This window comes from Streptomyces sp. NPDC058373 (assembly GCF_042723275.1).
In the GTDB taxonomy this organism is placed as follows: Bacteria; Actinomycetota; Actinomycetes; order Streptomycetales; family Streptomycetaceae; genus Streptomyces.
In genome coordinates this window covers 39,550-62,624 of sequence record NZ_JBHXJE010000033.1, presented here as the reverse complement: position 1 = coordinate 62,624, position 23,075 = coordinate 39,550, and the positions used below count along the sequence as shown (strand labels likewise).

The window sequence follows — 23,075 nt, the reverse complement described above, 5'->3', positions numbered from 1 at the left end:
CCGTGTCGTGATCCTGGCGTTCCAGCGTGCTCCGTCAACCGCACGTTCCGGCGTGAGGCGCCGCCGACCGCGGTCGGCCGCCTCGCGCCGCCGGCTGGAGAAGGAGTCACCTGTGACCACCGCCACCCCCCTCAGGATCACCGGCGCCCGCGTCGTCGACGGAACCGGAGCCGCCCCCGTCACCGACGGGGTGGTGTGCGCCGACGCGGACGGTGTGCTGCGGTACGTCGGCCCGGCGGCGGGCGCGCCCGAGGCGGCGCCCGGCGACCGGGTCGTGGACGTGGCCGGGCGGACCGTGCTGCCCGGCTTCATCGACTGCCACGTACACCTCGGCGTGGAGACCGCCAAGGACCTGGGCAACCGGGTCCGGCTCGACCCGACGGTGGAGGTCTTCCGGACCGCCGACCGGATGCGGCGCACCCTGGAGGCGGGCATCACCACCGTGCGCGACCTGGGCGGCCTGCCCGCCGGGTACCGCACGGCGGTCGAGGAGGGGCTGGCCGAGGGGCCGCGGATCCGTACCGCGGTCCGGCTGCTCGGCCACACCGGCGGCCACTCGGACTTCACCCTGCCCGGCGGCTTCGACCCGTCCGCCGGGCTGAGCGAGATCGCCGACTCCCCCGACGAGGTGCGGGTGGCGGTACGGCGGCTGCTGCGGGACGGCGCCGACGTGATCAAGCTCTGCGCCACCGGCGGGATGAGCAGCCCGCACGACCACCCCGACGACGAGGGGCTGAGTGAGGAGGAGATCCGCACCGTCGTCGACGAGGTCTCCCGGCACGGCGGCCGCCCGGTGGCCGCGCACGCGCAGGGCACGGCCGGCATCCTCAACGCCATTCGCGGCGGCGTCACCAGCGTTGAGCACGGCTACGGGCTGGACGCCCACGCGCGGGAGCTGGCGGGCGAGCTGGGCACGTACGTGGTGCCCACCCTGTCGACGGTCTTCGACGGCATCGACCGCAGCCGGATGGAGCCCTCGCACTACGAGAAGAAGGTCCGCTGGTCGGGGGTGACCAAGGAGAACATCTCCGCGGCCATCGCCGACGGCGTGAAGATCGCGCTGGGCACCGACTCCGCGATGGTCCCGCACGGCCGGAACCTGCGGGAGCTGATGCACCTGGTGGCGCTCGGCATGTCCCCCGAGAGGGCCGTCGCCGCCGGCACCCGGGTCGCCGCCGAGCTGCTCGGCCTCCAGGACCGCGTCGGAACACTGGAGGCGGGCAAGGAGGCCGACCTCGTCGTCTGCGACGGCGACCCGCTGGCCGACGTCGCCACCCTCGCCGATCCCGCCTCGGTCCGCCTGGTCGCCCAGTCCGGCGTGATCCGCAAGGACACCCTGCCGCGCGGCTGACCCCCGAAGGGGCGCCGGGTGCGGCAGGGGGCCGCCCGCCGCACCCGGCCGCCCGCCACCGGCACCCGGGCCGGCCCGCACCGCCGTCCCCCCTCCCCCGTCCCTCACCCTCTCGAAAGGCCGCCGCAGTGCAGGACACCGCCACCGCGCCCGACAACGGGGCCGGACGCCTACTCGACCGGCTGATGACCGGCCTGGAGCGCTTCGGCAACAAGCTGCCCCACCCCTTCTACCTCTTCACCGTCCTCTTCCTGGTGCTCGGCGTCGTCTCCACGGTCCTCGCCGCCACCGGCGCCGGGGTGACCGTGCCCGGCTCCGCCGAGCATCTGGAGGTGAAGGGGCTCTTCTCCGGCGCCGGGATCAGCTGGCTGCTGGAGAACGCGCTGGTCAACTTCACCGGCTTCCCGCCGCTGGGCACCGTGCTGCTGATGATGATGGCGGTCGGTGTGGCCGAGCGGGCCGGTCTGCTGGAGACCGCCGTCCGCGCCACCATCGCCCGCGCCCCGGTCCGGGTGCTGCCGTACGTGGTGGCGTTCGTCGCCTGCCAGGCGCACGTGATGAGCGACATCGCGATGCTCGTCATCCCGCCGCTGGCCGCCATCGCCTTCCGCGCGGCCGGGCGCAACCCGGTGGCGGGGCTGATCGGCGCGTTCGCCTGCGTCTGCGCCGGTTACGCGGCGGGCTTCACCGTCGGCGCGCTGGACGCGCTCTACGTGGGGATCACCGAGAAGGCCGCGCAGGTGCTGCCGATGGGCGCCGAGGTGGCGACCCATCTGCTGGTCAACTACTTCTTCACCGCCTCGGCCAGCCTGCTGCTCGCGCTGGTCGGCGGGCTGCTCGTCACCAAGGTCCTGGAACCCCGGCTGCCGCAGCCGACCGGGGACGGCTCGGCGCCGGAGGGCGAGGAGGAGCACTCGGCCGAGGTCACCCCGCTCCAGGTCCGCGCCCTGCTGGCGGCGGGCGCCGCCGTCGCCCTCTACGCGGCGGTGGTGCTGACGGTGTGGCTGATGCCGGTCAGTCCGCTGCGCGGCGAGGGCGGGGCGCTGGTCCCCTCCCCCGTGCTGACCGGTGTGGTGCCGCTGCTCTTCGGCGCCTTCCTGATCGGCGGCGTGGTCTACGGCGTGGTGGCCCGCACGGTGAAGCAGGCGGCGGACGTGCCGAGGATGATGGCCGAGTCGGTGACCGGCATGGCCTCGTACATCGTGCTGATCCTGGTGATCGCGCAGTTCATCGCCGTCTTCAACTGGTCGAACGTCGGCACGCTGCTGGCGGTGGAGAGCGCGGGGCTGCTGGAGTCGGTGGGGCTGACCGGGTTCACGGCGGTGGTGCTCTTCGTGCTGCTGGTGACGGTGCTGAACCTCTTCATCACCTCGGGCTCGGCCCTGTGGTCGCTGATGGCGCCGGTCTTCGTGCCGACCTTCATGCTGATCGGCATGGAGCCGGCCTTCACGCAGGCCGCGTTCCGCATAGCCGACTCCGCCACCCAGATGATCACCCCGCTGAACCCGTACCTCTTCCTCGCCCTGGCGCTGCTGAAGCGGTACGAGCCCAGCGCGCAGCTCGGCACGCTGATGTCGCGGCTGGCGGTCTTCGTGGTGCCGTTCCTGGTGACCTGGCTGGCGGTGCTGGGGCTCTTCTACGCCTTCGACCTGCCGCTCGGTCCGGGGGCGGGGATCCATCTGGAGTGAGCGCGTTAGGGTCGCGGGGTGAACTTCCCCGACCTTCCCGGGCCCCTCGGTGCCGCCCGGCAGCCCGACGCCGTGATCTGTTCGGCGAAGGGCTGCCGGGCCGCCGCCGTCTGGGTGCTGGCCTGGAACAACCCGAAACTGCACACGCCCGAGCGGCGCAAGACGTGGCTGGCCTGCGAGGAGCACCGCGAGCACCTCTCCCAGTTCCTGGGGGTGCGCGGCTTCCTCAAGGACGTGGTGCCGCTCGCCGACTGGGAGGCACCGCCCGAGCCGCGCTGACCCGCTCGTACAGGCTCGTACGCGAGGACGGCCGCACCCCTGTCACGCGGGTGCGGCCGTCGTCGTACGCGGGGTGCGGGTCAGCCGCCGATGGCGGACATGGGGCGCTGGGGCTGGAGGAAGGACGGGTCGTCGAGGCCGGAGCCGGCCTTCTTGCCCCACATCGCCTGCCGCCAGATCCGGGCGATCTCCTCGTCGGGCTCGCCGGAGCGCAGCGCGGCCCGCAGGTCGGTCTCCTCGGAGGCGAAGAGGCAGGTGCGGATCTGGCCGTCGGCGGTGAGCCGGGTGCGGTCGCAGGCGGCGCAGAACGGCCGGGTGACGGAGGCGATGACGCCGACGCGGTGCGGGCCGCCGTCGACCAGCCAGCGTTCGGCGGGGGCGGAGCCGCGCTCGTCCGCGCCCTCCTCGGTGAGGGTGAAGCGGGTGCGCAGCGAGGCGAGGATGTCCCCGGCGGTGATCATGCCCTCGCGCTTCCAGCCGTGCTGGGCGTCGAGCGGCATCTGCTCGATGAAGCGCAGTTCGTAGTCGTTCGCAACGGCCCAGGCGAGCAGGTCGGGGGCCTCGTCGCCGTTGTGGCCGGGCATGAGGACGGAGTTGACCTTGACGGGGGTCAGCCCGGCCTCGTGGGCGGCGGCGAGTCCGGCGAGGACGTCGTGGTGGCGGGCGCGCCGGGTGAGGGTCTTGAAGACGTCGGGCCGCAGCGTGTCCAGGGAGACGTTGACGCGGTCGAGTCCGGCCTCCTTCAGCGCGTGGGCGGTGCGGCCGAGGCCGATGCCGTTGGTGGTGAGGGAGAGCTGCGGCCTCGGCTCCAGGTCGGCGCACCGCTGGACGATGGAGACCAGGCCGGGGCGGAGCAGGGGCTCGCCGCCGGTGAAGCGGACCTCGGTGACGCCGAGCACGGTGACCGCGACGCGGACCAGCCGGACGATCTCGTCGTCGGTGAGGAGGTCGGGCTTGGCGAGCCAGCTCAGCCCTTCCTCCGGCATGCAGTAGGTGCACCGGAGGTTGCACCGGTCGGTGAGGGAGACGCGCAGGTCGGTGGCGACTCGGCCGTAGGTGTCGATGAGCATGTGCCGCGCCCGCTCCCTGTGATCGTCGTTCCGTCTCTCCCGCGAGCGTACGCGAGGCGAGGGCGAACGGCAGAGGCCCGATTCGCACGAGAAGGGGGCACGCGCGGGGCGGCCGGGTCGTGGGGACCTCCACGACCCGGCCGCCCGGGACACGCTCCGTCGCGGTGCCGGTCACCGGCCGTGGCGGCCGGCCGGGTGCGCCGGGGAGGCGGGTCAGTGCGCGCCGGTGCCCGTCAGGGAGCGGACCTCCAGCTCGGCGTACTTCTCCTTGTCCGGGGTCTCCTTCGACAGCAGGGTGCCGAGCCAGCCGAGCAGGAAGCCCAGCGGGATGGAGATGAGGCCCGGGTTCTCCAGCGGGAACCAGGCGAAGTCGACGCCCGGGAACATCGAGGTCTCCTTGCCGGAGACGACCGGCGAGAAGAGGACCAGCACCACCGAGGAGGCGAGGCCGCCGTAGATCGACCACAGCGCGCCCTGGGTGGTGAAGCGCTTCCAGAAGAGGCTGTAGAGGATCGTCGGGAGGTTGGCCGAGGCGGCGACCGCGAAGGCGAGGGCGACCAGTCCGGCGACGTTGAGGTCGCGGGCGAGGGCGCCGAGCGCGATGGAGACGATGCCGATGGCGACGGTGGCCCAGCGCGCGGCGCGGACCTCCTCCTTGTCGGTGGCCTCGCCCTTGCGGATGACGTTGGCGTAGATGTCGTGGGCGAACGACGAGGACGAGGCGAGGGTGAGCCCGGCGACCACCGCGAGGATGGTGGCGAAGGCGACGGCGGAGATGGTGGCGAGCAGGATCGCGCCCCACGTCGAGTCGACGCCGCCGATGTGCAGGGCCAGCAGGGGCGCCGCCGTGTTGCCCGCCTTGTTGGAGCTGGTGATCTCCTCCGGCGAGATGAGCGCCGCGGCGCCGAAGCCGAGGGCGATGGTCATCAGGTAGAAGGCGCCGATGATGCCGATGGCCCAGTTGACCGACTTACGGGCGGCCTTGGCGGTCGGCACCGTGTAGAAGCGGATCAGGATGTGCGGCAGGCCGGCGGTGCCGAGCACCAGGGCGATGCCGAGCGAGAGGAAGTCCAGCTTCGAGGTGGGGGTCAGGCCGTACTTGAGGCCGGGCTCCAGGAAGGCGGCGCCGTGGCCGCTGTTCTCGGCGGCGGTGCCGAGCAGGTCGGAGATGTTGAAGTTGAACTTCAGCAGGACCAGGAAGGTGATGAGCAGGGTGCCGAAGATGAGCAGGACGGCCTTGACCATCTGCACCCAGGTGGTGCCCTTCATGCCGCCGATCGTCACGTAGACGATCATCAGGACGCCGACCAGGGCGACGATGAGGATCTTGCCCGCGTCGCTGGTGATGCCGAGGAGCAGGGAGACGAGGACACCGGCTCCGGCCATCTGGGCGAGCAGGTAGAAGATCGAGACGACGATCGTCGAGGTGCCCGCGGCGGTACGGACCGGGCGCTGGCGCATGCGGTAGGCGAGGACGTCGCCCATCGTGTAGCGGCCGGAGTTGCGCAGTGGTTCGGCGACCAGCAGGAGCGCCACCAGCCAGGCGACGAGGAAGCCGATGGAGTACAGGAAGCCGTCGTAGCCGAAGAGGGCGATGGCACCGGCGATGCCGAGGAACGAGGCGGCCGACATGTAGTCGCCGGAGACGGCGAGGCCGTTCTGGAAGCCGGTGAACTGGCGGCCGCCGGCGTAGAAGTCGGAGGCGTTCTTGGTCTGCCGCCCGGCCCACACGGTGATGAAGAGGGTGGCGACGACGAAGAGCCCGAAGAGGGTGATGATCAGCGGGCGGTGCTGGCTGGCCTCGTTGTCGGCGAGGTGGACCGCCGCTGCCGCGAGCGTGGTCGTGGTGCTCATGCGTCGCCCTCCAGACGGGCCTTGATCGCCTCGGCGCGCGGGTCGAGCTTCTTCGCGGCGTGCTGGGAGTACCACCAGGCGATGAGGAAGGTGGTGGCGAACTGGCCGAGTCCGAGGACGAGGGCCACGTTGATGTTGCCGAAGAGCTTGGTGCCCATGAAGCCGCCCGCGTAGTTCGAGAGCAGCACGTAGAGCAGGTACCACAGGACGAAGGCGATCGTCAGGGGGAAGGCGAAGGAGCGGTGGGCGCGGCGGAGTTCGCCGAATTCCGCGCTTTCCTGCGCCTCCACGAACGCCGCCGTCGAGGGCATGGAAGGGGGCTTGTCGGGCTCTTCGCCCTTCGACGGGGGAGAGGCTTCGGTAGCCACGGAATCTCCTCGCGGTGCGGGTGCGGTGGGATGTGACGGGTCCACCGGGCCGGTCGGTTCTGTCGGGACCGAGGGGCCCGGCAGCCCGGTCGTGCCGGACGGAAGGGGTTGTTCAGCGGGTACGGGCATGGTTCTGCGCAGACCTCACAGTGATGTGGATCACGCGACGGTTGGCGATGCTAGGTGCCCCGGGCGTGATCCGTAAGGGGTTGGGCCAAGCTCTTGTCCCCTGTTCAACGTCACGGGGGCGCGGCCGAAGTGGTTCACGGCCAGGCCGATTTCTTCTTGAAGACCATTGCTGGCCGCGCGCCTTGATGGTTGGCTGCACTCTGCACACGCGTCATGTACCTGCCCAGGCGGTCACACCGCCGAGCGGTCGGTCCACGGTGCACGAACGCCGGGTCCCTTGCACGACTCCGGTCGGCCGGGGGGTCCACGCGTCCTGGGGCGGCCGGGTGGTGCGCACTCCTTACAGAATTCGGAGAGCCTCATGACCGCTTCCTCCGCACGCGCGCGCCGCGCGTTCGCCCTCCCGATGGGGCTGGCGGTGGCCTCGTCCCTCGTCCTGGTCCCCGTCACCACGGCCACCGCGGCCGAGGCGGCCCCCGCAGCCACGACGGCGACGACCGCCACGGGCGCCGCCGGCGGCGAGCAGACCAGCTACGTGGTGAACATCCTGCCGGGCAAGCTCGCCGCGGCCCTCGCCGAGAGAGCGATAACCAAGGCGGGCGGCACCGTCCTCAAGGCGTACGACAAGATCGGTGTCGTCGTGGTCCACTCGGCGCGGGCCGACTTCGCCGAGAAGATACGCAAGGTGCCCGGGGTGCAGAGCGCCGGGGCGACCCGGACCACGCCGCTCGCCGCGCAGTCCACCGACGACATGGGCGCCCCCGCGGTGCTGAGCGAGAAGCAGCAGGACGCGGCGGCCCGGCAGGCCGACGGCGACGAGGACCCGCTGCAGGGCCTCCAGTGGGACCTGCCGGCGATCAAGGCCGACAAGGCGCACCAGAAGTCGCTGGGGTCGGGCAAGGTGACCGTCGCCGTCATCGACACCGGTGTGGACGACACCCACCCCGACCTGGCGGCCAACTTCGACCGCGCGGCCTCGGTCAACTGCGTGGGCGGCGTGCCGGACACGGCGGACGGCGCCTGGCGCCCGCAGGCCGGGGAGAGCGCGCACGGCACGCACGTGGCGGGCGAGATCGCCGCGGCCAAGAACGGCATCGGCATGACCGGTGTCGCGCCGGGCGTGAAGGTCTCCGGCATCAAGGTGTCGCAGCCGGACGGGTTCTTCTACACCGAGGCCGTGGTCTGCGGCTTCATGTGGGCGGCCGAGCACGGCGTGGACGTCACCAACAACAGCTACTACACCGACCCGTGGATGTTCAACTGCACAGACGACCCGGACCAGAAGGCGCTGGTCCACGCGGTCGGCCGGGCCACCGCGTACGCGGAGCTGAAGGGCGCCGTCAACATCGCCTCGGCGGGCAACTCCGATCTGGACCTGGCCGCCAAGACGCTGCCCGACGCCACCAGCCCCAACGACTCGGTGCCGGTCGACCGTGAGATCGACCCGCGCACCTGCCTGGACATCCCGGCCCAGCTGCCGGGCGTCGTGACGGTCTCCGCCACCGGTGCGAAGAACCTCAAGTCGTCGTACTCCAACTACGGCAAGGGCGTCATCGACATCACCGCCCCCGGCGGCGACTCGACCAGCCTGCAGACCCCCGAGGCCCCGGCCGTCGACGGCCGCATCCTCGGCACCCTGCCGGGCGGCGGCTACGGCTACATGGCGGGCACCTCGATGGCCGGCCCGCACGTCGCGGGCGTCGCCGCGCTGATCAAGTCGACCCACCCCAAGGCCCCGGCCCTGGCGGTCAAGGCCCTGCTGAAGGCCCAGGCCGACACGATGGCCTGCCCGGAGCCGTACGACCTCGACGGTGACGGCGTCACCGACGCGGTCTGCGAGGGCGGCAAGTCCGGCGCCGGCTTCTACGGCGCGGGCATGGCCGACGCGCTGGACGCGGTCACCAAGCGCTGAGCCGGGCGCCGGGCCGGCACCCGGCGCTCCCTCTGAAGGCTCGGGCGACGGGCCGCGGGCTCCGGCACGACCGGAGCTCCCTCCCCCGCCCGGGCCTTCGCGCCTGCCCGGGGCCGGCCCGGTACCCCGGTACTCCCCCGCCCGCTCGGACAGGATGGCCGCATGGCGGACGACGACACGGCCCGGCAGGGCGAAACGGTACGGATGTGGACGGCGCTCGGCGGCGGCGCCGAGCTGACGGAGCGGATCACCGAGGAGCGCGCGCCGACGGTGCTGGACCGGGCCGCGCTGCCCGCCGCCACCGTGGCGCGCGCCACGGTGGCCGTCTGCGCCCTGGCGGCGGCCGAGCTGGCGGCGGCCCGCGGCGGCGGGCCCGTGCCCCGGGTGCGGGTGGCCGACAGGGCCGTGGCCGACGCCTTCCGCAGCGACCGGCTGATCCGGCTGGAGGACCGTGGGCCCGTCACCTTCGCGCCGCTCAGCGGGTTCTGGCGGGCCGCCGACGGCTGGGTCCGCACCCACGCCAACTACCCGCACCACCGCGCCCGGCTGCTCGGCGCGCTCGGCCTGCCCGAGGGCGCCGGTCCCGGCGAGCTGGCCGCCGCCCTCGCCGGACGCGGCGCCGCCGCCACCGAGGAGGCGGTGTACGCGGCGGGCGGCCTGGCCGTCGCCGTCCGGGACCGGGCCGCCTGGGCACGCCACCCGCAGGGCGTGGCGGCGGCCCGGCAGCCCCTGGCCGAGCGCCGGCCCCTGGCGCCGGGCGCTCCCCCGCTGCCGCCGTCCGGCCGCGCGCCGGGGTACGCGGCGGCCGGGCTGCGCGTCCTCGACCTGACGCGGGTCCTCGCCGGGCCCGTCGCCACCCGCACGCTGGCGCTGCTCGGCGCCGACGTGCTGCGGCTCGACGCGCCGTGGCTGCCGGAGAGCCAGGACGCGCTGGACGACACGGGGCTCGGCAAGCGCTCCGCCCGGCTCGACCTCGCCACGGCGGACGGCCGCGCGGTCTTCGGCCGCCTGCTGGAGACGGCGGACGTGGTCGTCACCGGCTACCGGCCCGGCGCCCTGGAGGCGCTGCCCGGCATGGCGCCCGGGGAACTGGCGGCGCGCAGGCCGGGGCTGGTGGTGGCCCAGCTCTCCGCCTGGGGGTGGAGCGGGCCGTGGGCCGGGCGGCGGGGCTTCGACAGCCTGGTGCAGGCGGCGAGCGGCGTCGCGGTGGCCGAGGCCGGTCCGGGCGCGGCGGACGGTACGCCGGGTGCGCTGCCCGCGCAGGCCCTCGACCACGGCACCGGCTACCTCCTGGCGGCGGCGGTGCTGCGCGCGCTGACACGGCGCCACCGCACCGGCGAAGGCTCCCTCCTGCGCCTGAGCCTCGCCCGCACCGCGCACGGACTGCTCCGCGCCGATGCACCGGAACGGGCGCCCGCCCGGGACGGCGGCGGGGAGCCGCTCCTGCGCGAGGCGGTCACCGCCCGGGGGACGCTGCGGTACGTCCCCTCCCCCGTGGAGTTCGAGGGCGGCCCCCGCGACTGGTCCCGGACACCCGGCCTGTGGGGCACGGACGCGCCGCGCTGGGAAGGGACCGCGGGGTGAGCCGGAAGGGGGTCCTCCCGTTGACCGCTGGGACTTGCCGTTCCCGCGCACGCCTGGTGAAGATCGTGTAGTGAGCTTCATACGACCGCCCGCCGACGGCCCTGTCGGCACGCCCCGCCCCGCCGACAGCGCCGCCCCCGCGGCCGGGCCGCACGCCGCCCCGCCCGCCCGGGTGTTGGCGGTGCCGTCGGCCGGCGGCGCGGCGCGTGCCCTGGCCGTGGTGGGTCTGCTGACACTCGCCGCCCTCGTCCCGCTGCTCGGTCCCGGCCTGGCGCTGGAGGGCACCGGTGAGGCCGTCGCCCCGGCGGCGCGACCGGTCGGGGTGCTGCGGACGGTGCTTCTCGCCGCCCTCTGCGTCCAGGCGGGCGAGCTCTGGGTGGCACGGATGATCCCGGCGGTGCCCGGCGCCCCGGCCGGGCTGGTGCCGCGGGCCTGGTCGGCGGCGGCCGCCGGGTGCGGTCTGGTCGCGGCGGTGGCGCTCTCCGCCATCGTCGCCAACGGCAACATCCCGCCCCGCAACTGGACCGAGCTGCGCTTCGGCGAGTTGTACGGCACCGGTGACGGGGTGCTGGCGCTGCTGGAGATCAACGCCCTCGCGGCGGCCTGGCTGCTGGCGCTCTCCCGGCGGCCCGGGTTCGCCGCGCTGCCGCTGGCGGTGCTGGTGGTGGCCGAGGCGGTGCGCGCCCATCCCGAGATCGAGACCCCGCTGCTCGGCTCGGCCCTGACCCTGGTCCACCTGACGTGCGGGGCGCTCTGGGCGGGCGGCCTGCTTCACGTCCTGCGGGTGCTGCGGCTCTGGCAGGGCCACGGCCTGCGCGCCCCGGGCGTGGTGCTGCTGGCCCGCTACGCCCGCGCCGCCGCCTGGCTGTTCGCGGCGGTGACGGTCACGGGGACCCTCTCCACGCTGCGCCGGATGCCGCCGGACACCGTGCTGGAGCAGCTCGGCACGACCGGTTACGGGCGGACGCTGCTGGCCAAGCTGCTGCTGCTCGCCGTCGTCGCGGTGCTGGCGCTGCGGGCCCGGCGCCGCGCGGTCGCAGCCGGGGACCCCGGGGCGGCGTTCGTCCCGGGGCGCGCGGAGGTGGCGGTGCTCGGTCTGGTGGTGGCGGTGTCGGCGCTGCTGACCGCGCTGCCCGTACCGATCCGCTGGTAGCGCGGGCGGGCGCTGTCCTCAGGCGCCGACCGCCGGGCGGAGCCGGCCCGGTGCCGCCTCGGACCCCGGCGTCCCGGCGGCCCCCAGCACCCCGCGCACCAGCAGGTACTGGGCGGCGAGGTAGGTCGACATCACCCAGAAGTCGTGCGGGACCGGGGTGTTCCAGGCGGCGATGTCCATGGCGATCAGGGCGTCCGACAGGAGGAAGAGCAGGCCGCCCGCGGCGGTGGCGGCCCCGAGCCGCAGCGACCGGAACGCCATCGCGGTGAGCAGCAGGCTGTACGCGGCGACCGGCAGCCGCAGCCCGGCGGGCAGGTCGGGCCAGAGCAGCACGACGAGCAGGACGAGGGCGGCGGCGTAGGCGGCGCCGAGCGGGATGACGCGGCGCGGCGTGGAGCCGTACCGGGCGAAGAGCGCCAGGTAGCAGAGGTGGCCGACGGCGAAGGAGCCCATGCCGAGGAGGAATGCGGTGTCGTCCTCGAAGCGCAGCAGGGTGTCGCCGCCCCAGCCGAAGACGGCGGCGGCGATCAGCAGCGGCGGCCCGCCGCGCACGGCGACGTGGGCGGCGAGGACGGAGAGCAGCAGCGGTTTGACCGCCAGGTGGATCTCCGGGTGCCCGGCGAGCAGGCTGCCGAGGTCGACGGCGACGACCAGGCCGAAGGCGGCCAGCAGCACGCGCGCGGCCATCGCGCGACGGGGTGTCAGCGGGGTGCCGGCTCTCATCGGGTGGCCTCAGGGGTGGCGGGGGCGGCCGGCGCGGGGACGGCGGGCGCGGGTGCCGGGGCGGGTGACCAGCCGGGGCCCCGGAAGACGCGTCCCGCCCGTTCGCGCCAGGTGGTGGCGGCGCGGACGTCGCGGGCGATGGCGGCGTACTCGTGGGTGGCGACGCGCAGCGGGTTGTAGGTCTCGATGTTCTTGGTGAGGCCGTAGACGGGGCGGACCGTCTCGGGGGCGAAGGAGCCGAAGAGCCGGTCCCAGACGATGAGGATGCCGCCGAAGTTCCGGTCCAGGTAGCCGCCCTGGGAGGCGTGGTGGACGCGGTGGTGGGAGGGGGTGTTGAAGAGGAACTCCACCGGGCGCGGCAGGCGGCCGACCCGCTCGGTGTGGATGCCGAACTGGTAGACGAGGTTGACCGAGGAGCAGAACGCGAGCACCGCCGGGTGGACGCCGCAGAGGATCAGCGGCAGGTAGAAGGGCCAGGAGGTGAGGCTGGTCCAGGGCTGGCGGAGCGCGGTGGTGAGGTTGAACCGGCGGCTGGAGTGGTGCACCACGTGGCAGGCCCACAGGATGCGGATGACGTGGTGGCCCCGGTGCGACCAGTAGTAGAAGAAGTCCTGGGCGAGCAGGACCAGCGGCACGCTCCACCAGAGCACCGGGACCCGCAGCGGCGTCAGCTCGTAGGCGAGGGTGTAGACGGCGACGACCGGGATCTTCCACAGGAAGTCGAAGCCGAGGCTGCCGATCCCCATCGTGACGCTGGTCGCCGCGTCCTTGGTCTCGTACCCGGCCTGCTCCTCGTCGGGATGGAGCCGCACGGTCACGATCTCGACGACGGTGAGCAGGACGAAGGCGGGTATGGACCAGAGCACCACGTCGGGCAGGTTCGGCATGACCGCACGGTAAGGCGGTGCGCGGCCCGGCGGGAGGGGTCCGGCACCACAACACTTACCGGAGGTAAGGGTGCTTCCGTTGGCGGATTCCACCAAGTGCGCGCCCGGGGCACCACCTCGGCGCACGGGCACCTGACACCCCGCCAGGTCCGGCGCCGCGCCTCCTCGGGGAGCAAAGGGACAGACGCCCCACCACCGGGGTCCACCGCACCCCGTATTCTCTACGACCATGCTCGAAGACCACACGCCCGCATCCGCCTGGCCGGCCACCTACCCGACGGGTTACGCCGTGGTCGACGTGGAGACCACCGGCCTGGCCAGGGACGACCGCATCGTCTCGGCCGGCGTCTACCAACTCGACGCGCTGGGGCGGGTGGAGGACCACTGGTACACGCTGGTCAACCCCGAGCGCGACCCGGGTCCGGTGTGGATCCACGGGCTGACGAGCCGTCTCCTCCAGGACGCGCCGCTCTTCAAGGACATCTCGGACGAACTGTCGGCGCGCCTCGCCGACCGCGTGCTGGTCGCCCACAACGCGGCCTTCGACTGGTCGATGCTGGCCCGCGAGTACGCCCGGGCGGAGCGGGTCGCCCCGGTGCGGCAGCGGCTGTGCACCATCGCCCTCTCCAAGGAGCTGGGGCTGCCGCTGCCCAACCACAAGCTGGAGTCGCTCGCCGCGCACTTCGGCGTCGTCCAGGAGCGCGCCCACCACGCGCTGGACGACGCCCGCGTGCTGGCCGAGGCGTTCCGCCCGAGCCTGGTGGCCGCCGCCGGGGGCGGGGTGCGGCTGCCGCTGCTGGAGTGCCGCCCGCTCACCGAGTGGTCCGAGCCGCCCGCGACCCCGCGGATCGGCCGCCAGCCCTCCTACGGCGGCCCCGCCTCCTGGCGCCCCTCCCGCAGGCGCCCCGCCTGCCCCTACCCGAACCCGGGCCGGTACGAGCCGGGCGGACGGCTGGTGCAGGGGATGCGGATCGCCTTCTCCGGCGACACCTCGACCGAGCGGGACCTGCTGGAGGACCGGGCCACCGAGGCGGGCCTGCACGTGGCGACCAGCCTCTCCCGGCTGACCAGCCTGCTGGTGACCAACGACCCCGACTCGGGTACGTCCAAGACGGTCAAGGCGCGCCAGTTCGGCACGCCGGTGGTGGACGAGGCGGCCTTCGGCCAGTTGCTCCAGGACGTGGCGCCCGCGCCGGGCGGCTGAACCGGCCGCTTCGGCGGGGGCGTGGGAGGCGGGACGAAAGGGGCGGGCCCGGGCGGAGGGGCGGCGGGGCCGCCAGGTACCGTCAAGGCGTGTACCGCTTCCTGTTGTCCCGGCAGTGGGTGATCGTGACGCTGGTCTTCCTGCTCCTGATCCCCACCATGATCGAGCTGGGTTTTTGGCAACTGCACCGCCACGAGCACCGCGTCGCGCAGAACGCGCGCATCGAGCGGGCGGTCAAGGCCGACCCCGTGCCGGTCGGTGACCTCACCTCCCCCGGCGGCTCGGTGGACGAGGGCGACCGGTGGCGGCAGGTCACCGCCGAGGGCACCTTCGACCCGGAGCACGAGGTCGTGGTGCGCCGCCGCACCAACGCCGACGACAAGGTCGGCGTGCACGTGCTGACCCCCTTCAAGCTCGGCGACGGCACCGTGCTGCTGGTCAACCGCGGCTGGGTCCCCTCCGACGGGCCGCAGACCTCGCTGCCGGAGATCCCCGCCCCGCCGTCCGGCGAGACCACCGTCACCGGCCGGCTGATGCCGGACGAGACCACCGCCACTAGCGGCATCAAGGACCTCAAGGGCCTGCCCGACCGGCAGATCATGCTGATCAACAGCGGCCGGCAGGCCGACGCCCTCGGCGAGCCGGTCCTCGGCGGCTACGTCGAACTGGTCTCCCCCGCGCCGGGCGCCGACGGTCCCGAGGCGGTCCGGGGCCCGGACTACGGCGGCATCGGCCCGCACATGGCGTACGCCGTGCAGTGGTGGCTGTTCGCCGCGGCGGTCCCGGTCGGCTGGGTGATCCTGGTCCGCCGCGACGCCCGCGACCGCCGCGAGGCCGCCGCCGAACAGGCCGGGAGTGGCGAGGGCGGCACGCCCGACCCGGAGCCCGCCACCGTCGGCGGCTGACGAAGCGGAATCCGGGCGGCCCCCTGCCTCGCCTCCGGCCGCCCCCGCACGGCAGGATGTGGGTCATGGATCTTGGACTGAAGGACCGCGTCTACGTCGTCACCGGCGCCACCCGTGGCCTCGGCAACGCCACCGCCCGCGCGCTGGCCGCCGACGGCGCGAAGGTCGTCGTCAGCGGCCGCGACCAGGCCACGGCGGAGCAGGCCGCCGAGGCGATCGGCCCGAACGCCGTCGGCGTCGGCGCCGACAACGCCGACCCCCAGGCCGCCGGGCGCCTGCTCGCCACCGCCAAGGAGCGCTTCGGCCGTCTCGACGGCATCCTCATCAGCGTCGGCGGCCCGCCGCCGGGCTCCGCCACCTCCACCACGGACGCGCAGTGGGAGGCGGGCTTCGCCTCGGTCTTCCTGGGCGCGGTGCGGCTCGCCCGGGCGGCCGCGGCCGAGCTGGGCGAGGGCGGCGTCATCGGCTTCGTGCTCTCCGGCTCCGTCCACGAGCCGATCACCGGGCTGACCGTCTCCAACGGACTGCGGCCGGGCCTCGCCGGTTTCGCCAAGTCGCTGGCGAACGAGGTCGGCCCGCGCGGCATCCGGGTCGTCGGGGTGCTGCCCGGGAAGATCGACACCGACCGCATCCGGGAGATCGACGGCTTCGCCGAGGACCCGGCGGCCGCCCGTGCCACCGCCGAGGCGTCCATCCCGCTGAAGCGGTACGGCCGCCCGGAGGAGTTCGGCCGCACCGCCGCCTTCCTCCTCTCCCCCGCCGCCTCCTACCTCACCGGGATCATGGTCCCCGTGGACGGCGGCGTACGGCACGGCTTCTGACCGTCCGCGTCCGGACGGCACGCGGGAAGGGGCCCGGCACGGTGCCGGGCCCCTTCTTCTTCCTGCCTGTACGCCGGGAGCCTTCCCGGTGGTACGGCGAGACCTCGGGTCAGGAGACCCGTTCCGCCTTGTGGCGGGCGGACTTGAGGACCACCTCGGCGGGCAGCTTGTCCCGGCCGAGGGAGCCCCGGGCGTCCCGGAGCCCCTGGCCGACCAGGCGCTCCAGCGTCTCGCGCGGCCCGGCGTGCGTCTCCAGGCGGAGCCCGGCCCGCACCTCGGGCGAGCCGCGGCGGCCGCGCAGCAGCACCCTGGCCCGGTCCACGCCGGGCAGTCGCTCGGCCTCGTCGCTGAGGGCGTCCTCCACCGCGCGGCCGCGCACCTCGGCACCGTCCCCGTCGCCGGTGTCGACGGCGAGGGCGGAGAGGCGGTGGCGGCGCAGTTCGGCCGAGAGCCACCACAGGGCGAGCAGCAGGATCACCGCCAGGGCGGCGATGACCACCGGCCACCACCAGCCCTCGTCGCGCCAGCGGGTGCGGTTGGCCTCGGTGAGCAGCACGTCGCCGCGCCCGTCGTAGATCCACCAGGAGGGCGGCTTCACGCCCAGCCCGACGGCGAGGGTGGCGCCTCCCGCGACGATCAGCAGCAGACCGGCGAGGGCGAGCAGGACGCGGTTGACCTTGGTTCGCACGCCGGTCACCTCTTTCGCTGGGGACGGACGACCTTGACCGACACCTTCGGCGGGCGGGCGAGGCCGAGGTCTTCGACGGCCTCGCCGGAGGCGGACCGCAGATCGGTGCGCACCTCGTCCACGTCGCGGAAGTGGGCGACGGCCCGCACCTTGGCCTTGCGCCGCTTCAGCTTCACCGTGGCGCTCTGCACCCCGGGCACCTCCATCGCCCGGTCCCGCACGGCGAGGGCGGCGGCCTTGCGGTGCAGCACCGCGCGGACGTCGGGGTGGACGCGGCCCATCGGCAGCAGGCGGCGCCGCCCCGGTGTGAGGGCGAGGAGCAGCAGCCAGAGGCCGAGGGCGGCGGCGACGCCCGCGCCGACCAGCGTCCAGATGTCGTCCAGCGGCCGTTCGGCCAGCTCCCGGGCGAGGGTGCGGCGCCAGGCCATCGCCCGGTGCCCGGCGCGGACCGCCACCACGTCGTAGAGGAGGAGGCCGGAGGCGCCGAGGAGCACCAGGGCGGTGAGGGTGGCGGGGACGCGGCGCGCCGACCAGAAGCGGTGGGCCCTGCCGCCGGGGTCCAGTGCCTCCCCGCGCTCCGGCGGGGAGGCGTCCACCACGCGCGGGTCCTTCTCCAGCACCCCGCCGCTGCCGGAACGGGTGGCGCCGCCCGGTTCGGGGTTCTCACTCATCGGGCCCTCCCTTCCGTCCGGCCGGCGGCCTTGGCGTGCAGCTTCTCGACCTGGACGGCGACCTCGGGCACGGTCATGCCGGTGAGCCCCTCGACGCGTTCGGTGACCCGGCGCCGTACGGCACCGCACTGCCGGCCGATGTCCGTGGGGTAGCCCAGCTCGACGCTGACCCGGACCCGGGCCCGGTCCTGGTGGATGCTGACGGTGGCGCGGGGCGCGTCCGCGTCCCTCTGGTTGCCGCGCAGCGCCTCCCGCGCGGCCTGCCCGGCGATCTTGGCGACCACCCGGTCCGCGATGCGGGTCTCGCCGCGCTCCGCCGGCGCGACCGGTCCGCTGGTCACAGGGCTCACCGGCGCCCGGTGTCACGTCCGCGCGAGCGGAAGAAGTCGCCGGGTTCCAGGTCTCCGTCGGCGAACCTGCCCGCGACGAAGCCCACCGCTCCGAGCGCCGCCACCAGGACGAAGGCACCGAACCCGCCGAAGTATCCGGCGAAGCCCAGCGCCAACCCGGCCACCAGGCCGATCAGGGCCATGCTCATCTCGTACTCCTTCTGGCCGGTCCGGGCCGGCCGGTCCGCCCCCGGTGTCGGGGGCGCGGCATGCCGGTCACTGGAGGTTGCGGCCGTCGCCGCCGTCGTCATCGTCGTCGTCCTCGTCGGGCAGCTTGACGTCGCTGACGGCGATGTTGACCTCGACGACCTCCAGGCCGGTCATCCGCTCGACAGCGTTCACCACGTTCTCCCGCACGGAGCGGGCGACGTCGGCGATCGACACGCCGTACTCGACGACGATCTCCAGGTCGAGGGCGGTCTGCACCTCGCCGACCTCGGCGCTGACGCCGCGGGTGACGGACTTGCCGCCGCCGGGCACCCGGTCGCGCATGGCACCGAGGGTGCGGGAGATCCCGCTGCCCATCGCGTGCACGCCGTCCACGTCCCGGGCGGCGAGACCGGCGATCTTCTCCACCACGCCGTCGGCGATGGTGGTCTTCCCCCGGGTCCCCGGGGCGCCGTGGCCGCGGCGGCCACCCGGGCCGCCCTGGCCCTCCCGGTCGTCCTCCGACCGCCTGCGCTCTGTGGGCTCGGTCATCGCGGCACTTCCCTTCCGCACGGTGATCCACTCGTGGCGCCCACATTATGCCGGGTTGCCCCGGTTCGCGCCCTGGATACGGCAGTCTGGGTCCATGAGTACGGACGGGTGGACCGAGGCGGTACGACATCAACTGGGACTGGGCAGGCTGTTGCCGATGGGAGGGTCACAGGACGGGGCGTGGTTGACGGAGTCGGCGGCGCGCTCGGCGTTGCGCCGTTCGGCGGACGAGGTGGCCGGAGTGCGGCTGGGCCCGCTGCGGGTCGGCCCCGTGGAGGGCGCGCCGACCGAGGAGCCGGGGGTGCCACCGCCGCCGAGCGCGCTGTGGCCGGGCCCGCTCAGGATCGACGCTGAGTTCGCCGCGACCCGCCTGGAGCCCTTCCCGGCCCTGGCCGACCAGCTCCGCGCGGCACTCGCCGAGGCGGCCGGGAACCAGTTGGGGCTGCGGGTCACGGAGGTGGACCTGCGGGTCACCGGGGTGGGCACGCCCCGGGAGGAGCGGGCCGGGGACGACGACCCGCCCGCCACCGGCCGCCCCTCCGGCACGCCGGGTGAGGCGCACACCCCGCGCGAGGACTCCACCGAGGCACGGGCCGCGTCGGCGGCGCTCGCCGTGCCGGGGGTGGCGCGGCTCGGTGGGGCGTTCGGGGGCCGGAGCGGGGCCGTACGGGTGGATCGCCCCGCCGGGCCGGGGCGCCCCGGCCACGTCCGGGTGGAACTCGCGGTGGCGAGCGGTCACCGGCCGCACGAGGTGGCACGGGCGGTCCGCCAGGCGGTCACCGAGGCGCTGCCGGACCGGCCTTCGGTGGCGGTGCTGGTGACGGCGGTGGACTGAGCGGGCGGGCCCGGGCTCCGGACCACGGGCGGGCCCGCCCGCGCCCTCGCCCCGGCCTCCGGGCCGTGGTGGACGCGGGGCGGTGGTGAGCGCGGGTGAACGCCGCCGCGCCCGTCCGGAGGGCGGGGCCTCGCGCCCCGCCCTCTCACCGGCTCAGCAGAGCTTCCGGTACGGCTCGTCGGGGATGTAGGTGCGCCACTCGTCCTCGGTGAGGTCCCGCCCCGCCTTCCGGCAGATGGTCTTCGCCAGCCCGGACGGCGTGAGGTCGACGGTGTGCACCCGGTCGCCGGTGAGGGTGCGCAGCGCCTGCCCGTGGAAGGCGACCGCGTCGGCCGGGCGGCCGCCGAGCACCAGCGGCGGGCCGAGCGGTATGCGCGCCGCCGTGTCCCACAACTGCACGGCGTCCCCGTCCAGTTCGTTCGGGTCGGCATCCAGCAGCACGGCGAGCTGACCGCCGTCGGCGGAGAAGGACATCGTCCGGGCGTAGCCGCCGTGCCGGTCGCCGCCGCGCACCAGACCGCTGGGCATCGTCGCCTTCCGCTCGCGCAGCGCGCCGTCCCAGAGCTCGACCAGCCCGGACTCCTTGAGGACGGCGACCTGCTTCCCGTCCGGGGAGAAGACGAGGTCGGTGTTGCGGCCCGCCCCGAGGACGTCCTCGCGGACCGACCCGGCCGCCAGGTCCAACGCGTACCCGGTGGTGGTGACCAGGGTGCGGCCGTCCGGGCTGAACACGCCGTGGCCGTAGTCGCCCGGCAGTTCGCGGACCTTGCGGCCCGAACGGAGGTCCCACACCTGCACGGCGGAGCCCTCGGCCGAGGGGACGGAGCCCGCCGGGGCGAAGGTGGCCGCGAGGTGGCGGCCGTCCGGCGCGACGACGAGGCGGTGCACCCGCTCCTCGACGGTCACCGGGATGCGGAGGATCTCCTTCCCGGCCTTCGTGTCGCGGACGGCGACCTCGCGCCGCAACTCCTCACCGCTGCCGCCCTCGCCGTCGGTGTAGGCGAGCACCGTGCCGCCGTCGCTGAGCGCGGCGACGTGTTCGAGGACGGGACCGACGGGGGTGCCCTGGGTGACGGGGTCACCGATCGTCTTCCCGTCGGCGAGGTCGATCAGCCTCAGGGTCGGGTTCTCCTCCCCCTCGCGCACCAGGCCGGTGCGGCCGTCCGGGGAGAGCGCCGCGCCGACCTCCCCGCCCTCGTCGGACGCGCCGGACTTCGGCGCCGCGTGGTCGAGCATGCCCGCCACATCGGTCTCGTACATCCGCTCGGAGCCGTACGGGACGTGCCTCAGCACCTCGGCGCGCTCGTCCAGGGCGAGGTCGACGAAGGCGGTGTCGGTGTCGGCGGTGCTGATGCCCGCCAGCGGCTGCGAGGCGTCCTGGCCGGTCGGCCAGACCTCCATGGCGCCGTCCTGCTCGGACCAGCCGACCAGGAAGCGGCCGCCGGAGCTGAAGCGCGGCGCGATCGGGCCGGTGGCCAGGGTCGCGGTGAGCTTTCCCGACTCCAGGTCCCAGACGAAGGTGCGCCGGTCGCCGCTGGCCGCCAGGTGGCTGCCGTCCGGGCTGAACAACAGGTCGGGACAGGTGTACTTGCCCTTGTCGTCCTTGAAGGTCTGGCTGACGACCGAGGGGGCGTCCTTCTCGGCGCGCCGGACCACCATGCTCCCGAAGCCGCAGTGCACGGTGTGGCCGCCGTCGGGGGCGAGCAGGGTGCCGGAGGGCTCGGTCACGACGTGGCGGCCGGACCGGTCCAGCACGCGGACCCCCCGGGACTCGGTGCCGAACAGCATGTGCCCCTCGTCGGAGACGCCGAGGGGCTTCAGCTTCCGGTCGGCCACCGGCTTGCCGACGAACTTCCCGTCCTCGGTCCGCAGCAAGCGCGGGCGGCCGTCCTTCTGACGGAGCAGCAGGTACGTCCCGTCGGCGCTGAGGACGGTCTCCAGCGGCGCGCTCAGGTCGATGGCGTCGGGGGTGAGCTCCACCAGCGGACGCTCCGCCCCGCCCGGCCCCTTGCCCGTCTCCCACACCTGCACGCCCAGCGGCGAGTACGTGACGAGCCGCCGCCCGTCGGCCGACAGGAGCCGCCCCGACTCGTCACCGGCGTCCAGCGGCCGCAACGGGAGCACCCCGCGCTCCAGTTGGAGTGCCGCCGTGTTGAGCGCGCCCCGCGCCTCCGGCACTTCGGCTATCCGCCAGGAGGCCAGGCCCAGCAGCATCGCCGCCGTCGGGTCGGTGCTGCGCAGGCTCTCCGCCGACTGGGCGACCGCGCGGGCGGTGGCCTGGGTGCGGCGCAGCTCCGCCTGCTGGTTCTGGGTCCAGGCCACGCCTCCGGCCAGCAGGGCGAGGGCGCTCACCCCGGCGAGTCCGGACAGCAGCCGGCGCCGCCGCCGTGCCGCCCGGGTCTCCTCGTCCCGCGCGGCGGCGAGGAAGCGCCGCTCCAGCGGGTTGGGCCGCAGGTGATAAGGGGCGGCCGTCAGCCAGTCGAGGCCCTGGCGCAGCTCGGTGCCGCGGGGCAGGTCCTCCGTACGCCCGCCGTGCGCCTCCCAGCGCCGGGCGGCGGCGCCCACGCGGTGCAGCGTCTCCAGCGCGGTCCGGTCGGCGTCGGCCCAGGCGCGCAGCCGCCGCCAGGCGGGCAGCAGGGCCGCGCTGACCGGCCGGACCGAGCCGTCCGCCTCGGTCACCAGCACTCCGGCGCCGGTGAGCGCCTCGGCGGCCTCGGCGAGCGCGGAGTGCTCCGCCTCGGCACGGTCGGCGAAGAGTTCGGCCGGGGCGGCGGTGCGCACGGTGTCCTGCGACCCGTCGGCCGCCGACCCCGGGACGGTGAGTCGCAGCAGCAGCTCCCGGGCGGCCGCGCCGGCGGTGGGGGACAGCGCGGACCATGCGGCCTCGGCCCGCTCCCCGAGCGGAGCCTCGACGCTTGTCGGGTCGTGGTGCTCGCCGGCGTCCGGCGCCTGGTCGGCGGGGGTGGACGCCTTGCGGGCGCCCGCCTCCAGCAGGGCCCGGCGCGGATCGGCCGCCTCCACGGGCGCGCCGACCAGGCCGAGCAGCAGGTCGGCGGCGGTGGGCCGCAGCTCCGGCTCCTTGGCGAGGGCGGCGGCGATGAGCGGGCGGACCCGGGCGGGCAGCGCGCCGAGGTCCGGGTCGACGGTGGCGGTGCGGTGGACGACCTCGCCGATGTTCTCGCCGCGGAACGGCTCGGTCCCGGAGGCGGCGTACACCACCACCGCGGCCCAGGCGAAGATGTCCGAGGCCTCGGTGGCCCGGTGTCCCGCCAGCACCTCGGGCGCCATGTAGCCGAGGGTGCCCATCACCGCGCCGGTGGCGGTCAGCGACATCTCGGGCGCGCGGGCGATGCCGAAGTCGATGATGCGCGGGCCGTCGGGGCCCAGCAGCACGTTGCCGGGCTTCAGGTCCCGGTGGATCACCCCGGCCTGGTGGATGGCGGCCAGCGCGGTCGCCACCCCGACGGCCAGTCGCAGCGCCCCCTCGGGCCCGAGCGGCCCGTCGGCGTGCACCCGGGCCGACAGGGTCGGCCCGGGCACGTACTCGCTGACGATGTACGGCACGTCGCCGTCGACGCCCGCGCGGACGATCCGGGCGGTGCAGAAGGCGGCCACGCGGCGGGCCGAGTCGGCCTCCCGCGCGAACCGGTCCCGGGCGAAGGACTCCGCCCCCGTGTGCAGCGTCTTGAGCGCGTACCGCGCCCCCGAGGCGTCGTACGCCTCGTAGACCACGCCCTGTCCGCCCGCGCCGAGTCTGGCCGCGAGCCAGTACCCGCCGATGCGCTCCGGATCGTCCCGCGTCAGCGGTGAACTCACGACCTTCCGCCCCCTGTTGAGCTGCCCCGGTACTCTGTTCGACGAGCCT

Annotated in this window: 21 protein-coding genes; 10 read left to right on the top strand and 11 right to left on the bottom strand. The window is 74.6% G+C overall.

Going from position 1 to position 23,075, the window contains the following annotated elements:
• Nucleotides 1-112: 112 nt before the first annotated feature.
• From ACFWMZ_RS19430 to ACFWMZ_RS19420, 3 genes are all read left to right on the top strand, one after another.
• On the top strand, nucleotides 113-1,351 hold the full coding sequence (locus ACFWMZ_RS19430) for an amidohydrolase family protein (RefSeq protein WP_383179236.1): 1,239 nt from the start codon (nucleotides 113-115) through the stop codon (nucleotides 1,349-1,351).
• 128 nt (nucleotides 1,352-1,479) lie between these two features.
• Nucleotides 1,480-3,039, top strand: coding sequence for an AbgT family transporter (locus tag ACFWMZ_RS19425; RefSeq protein WP_383203026.1), 1,560 nt, complete (start codon nucleotides 1,480-1,482; stop codon nucleotides 3,037-3,039).
• Between the two features lie 18 nt (nucleotides 3,040-3,057).
• On the top strand, nucleotides 3,058-3,318 hold the full coding sequence (locus ACFWMZ_RS19420) for a hypothetical protein (protein WP_383179243.1): 261 nt from the start codon (nucleotides 3,058-3,060) through the stop codon (nucleotides 3,316-3,318).
• 80 nt (nucleotides 3,319-3,398) lie between these two features.
• Here ACFWMZ_RS19420 and moaA read toward each other — a convergent pair whose 3' ends face one another.
• The 3 genes from moaA to ACFWMZ_RS19405 form a co-directional block, all read right to left on the bottom strand.
• On the bottom strand, nucleotides 3,399-4,388 hold the full coding sequence (moaA, locus tag ACFWMZ_RS19415) for a GTP 3',8-cyclase MoaA (RefSeq protein ID WP_383179245.1): 990 nt from the start codon (nucleotides 4,386-4,388) through the stop codon (nucleotides 3,399-3,401).
• Between the two features lie 213 nt (nucleotides 4,389-4,601).
• The gene (locus ACFWMZ_RS19410) at nucleotides 4,602-6,242 is read right to left on the bottom strand and encodes a cation acetate symporter (protein ID WP_383179248.1); all 1,641 of its coding nucleotides are present in this window, start codon (nucleotides 6,240-6,242) and stop codon (nucleotides 4,602-4,604) included.
• Nucleotides 6,239-6,553 (bottom strand): DUF485 domain-containing protein, encoded by a 315-nt coding sequence (locus ACFWMZ_RS19405; RefSeq protein ID WP_018470487.1) that lies wholly within the window; start codon nucleotides 6,551-6,553, stop codon nucleotides 6,239-6,241. The genes ACFWMZ_RS19410 and ACFWMZ_RS19405 overlap by 4 nt, the downstream gene beginning before the upstream one ends.
• 547 nt (nucleotides 6,554-7,100) lie before the next feature.
• Here ACFWMZ_RS19405 and ACFWMZ_RS19400 point away from each other — a divergent pair.
• From ACFWMZ_RS19400 to ACFWMZ_RS19390, 3 genes are all read left to right on the top strand, one after another.
• Entirely contained in the window at nucleotides 7,101-8,651 is a 1,551-nt protein-coding gene (locus ACFWMZ_RS19400; protein WP_383179251.1) for a S8 family serine peptidase, read from the top strand.
• 162 nt (nucleotides 8,652-8,813) lie between these two features.
• Nucleotides 8,814-10,235: a CoA transferase gene (locus ACFWMZ_RS19395; protein WP_383179254.1), complete on the top strand. Its 1,422-nt coding sequence runs from the start codon at nucleotides 8,814-8,816 to the stop codon at nucleotides 10,233-10,235.
• A 70-nt stretch (nucleotides 10,236-10,305) separates the two neighbouring features.
• Nucleotides 10,306-11,388 (top strand): CopD family protein, encoded by a 1,083-nt coding sequence (locus tag ACFWMZ_RS19390; RefSeq protein ID WP_383179257.1) that lies wholly within the window; start codon nucleotides 10,306-10,308, stop codon nucleotides 11,386-11,388.
• An 18-nt stretch (nucleotides 11,389-11,406) separates the two neighbouring features.
• On the opposite strand, the gene ACFWMZ_RS19385 is transcribed toward ACFWMZ_RS19390, so the two are convergent.
• Together ACFWMZ_RS19385 and ACFWMZ_RS19380 are read right to left on the bottom strand one after the other, a co-directional pair.
• Nucleotides 11,407-12,075, bottom strand: coding sequence for a lysoplasmalogenase (locus ACFWMZ_RS19385; protein ID WP_383203023.1), 669 nt, complete (start codon nucleotides 12,073-12,075; stop codon nucleotides 11,407-11,409).
• 32 nt (nucleotides 12,076-12,107) lie between these two features.
• Nucleotides 12,108-12,998 carry a sterol desaturase family protein gene (locus tag ACFWMZ_RS19380; RefSeq protein ID WP_383179263.1) on the bottom strand — a complete coding sequence of 297 codons (891 nt, stop codon included), beginning with the start codon at nucleotides 12,996-12,998 and terminating at the stop codon, nucleotides 12,108-12,110.
• A gap of 229 nt (nucleotides 12,999-13,227) precedes the next feature.
• On the opposite strand from ACFWMZ_RS19380, the gene ACFWMZ_RS19375 reads away from it, so the two are divergent.
• The 3 genes from ACFWMZ_RS19375 (at nucleotide 13,228) to ACFWMZ_RS19365 (ending at nucleotide 15,928) form a co-directional block, all read left to right on the top strand.
• Nucleotides 13,228-14,202, top strand: coding sequence for a DEDDh family exonuclease (locus ACFWMZ_RS19375; RefSeq protein WP_383179266.1), 975 nt, complete (start codon nucleotides 13,228-13,230; stop codon nucleotides 14,200-14,202).
• An 89-nt stretch (nucleotides 14,203-14,291) separates the two neighbouring features.
• The gene (locus ACFWMZ_RS19370; RefSeq protein WP_383179269.1) at nucleotides 14,292-15,107 is read left to right on the top strand and encodes an SURF1 family protein; all 816 of its coding nucleotides are present in this window, start codon (nucleotides 14,292-14,294) and stop codon (nucleotides 15,105-15,107) included.
• A 65-nt stretch (nucleotides 15,108-15,172) separates the two neighbouring features.
• The gene (locus ACFWMZ_RS19365; protein ID WP_383203020.1) at nucleotides 15,173-15,928 is read left to right on the top strand and encodes an SDR family oxidoreductase; all 756 of its coding nucleotides are present in this window, start codon (nucleotides 15,173-15,175) and stop codon (nucleotides 15,926-15,928) included.
• 109 nt (nucleotides 15,929-16,037) lie between these two features.
• Here the strand turns inward: ACFWMZ_RS19365 and amaP are convergent, their stop codons facing one another.
• From amaP to ACFWMZ_RS19340, 5 genes are all read right to left on the bottom strand, one after another.
• A complete protein-coding gene (gene amaP, locus ACFWMZ_RS19360; protein ID WP_383179275.1) occupies nucleotides 16,038-16,625 on the bottom strand; it encodes an alkaline shock response membrane anchor protein AmaP in 588 nt (195 codons plus the stop codon).
• Nucleotides 16,622-17,287, bottom strand: coding sequence for a DUF6286 domain-containing protein (locus ACFWMZ_RS19355; protein ID WP_383179278.1), 666 nt, complete (start codon nucleotides 17,285-17,287; stop codon nucleotides 16,622-16,624). Before ACFWMZ_RS19355 ends, amaP begins: the two co-directional genes overlap by 4 nt.
• Nucleotides 17,284-17,637 carry an Asp23/Gls24 family envelope stress response protein gene (locus tag ACFWMZ_RS19350; protein ID WP_383179281.1) on the bottom strand — a complete coding sequence of 118 codons (354 nt, stop codon included), beginning with the start codon at nucleotides 17,635-17,637 and terminating at the stop codon, nucleotides 17,284-17,286. The genes ACFWMZ_RS19355 and ACFWMZ_RS19350 overlap by 4 nt, the downstream gene beginning before the upstream one ends.
• Nucleotides 17,634-17,825 carry a hypothetical protein gene (locus ACFWMZ_RS19345; RefSeq protein ID WP_383179283.1) on the bottom strand — a complete coding sequence of 64 codons (192 nt, stop codon included), beginning with the start codon at nucleotides 17,823-17,825 and terminating at the stop codon, nucleotides 17,634-17,636. Before ACFWMZ_RS19345 ends, ACFWMZ_RS19350 begins: the two co-directional genes overlap by 4 nt.
• Before the next feature lie 67 nt (nucleotides 17,826-17,892).
• The gene (locus ACFWMZ_RS19340) at nucleotides 17,893-18,375 is read right to left on the bottom strand and encodes an Asp23/Gls24 family envelope stress response protein (protein ID WP_383179286.1); all 483 of its coding nucleotides are present in this window, start codon (nucleotides 18,373-18,375) and stop codon (nucleotides 17,893-17,895) included.
• Between the two features lie 94 nt (nucleotides 18,376-18,469).
• On the opposite strand from ACFWMZ_RS19340, the gene ACFWMZ_RS19335 reads away from it, so the two are divergent.
• Complete coding sequence (locus ACFWMZ_RS19335; protein ID WP_383179289.1) at nucleotides 18,470-19,210, top strand: nucleopolyhedrovirus P10 family protein; 741 nt, start codon at nucleotides 18,470-18,472, stop codon at nucleotides 19,208-19,210.
• Between the two features lie 153 nt (nucleotides 19,211-19,363).
• Here ACFWMZ_RS19335 and ACFWMZ_RS19330 read toward each other — a convergent pair whose 3' ends face one another.
• A complete protein-coding gene (locus ACFWMZ_RS19330; RefSeq protein WP_383203017.1) occupies nucleotides 19,364-23,026 on the bottom strand; it encodes a protein kinase in 3,663 nt (1,220 codons plus the stop codon).
• Nucleotides 23,027-23,075: the final 49 nt, after the last annotated feature.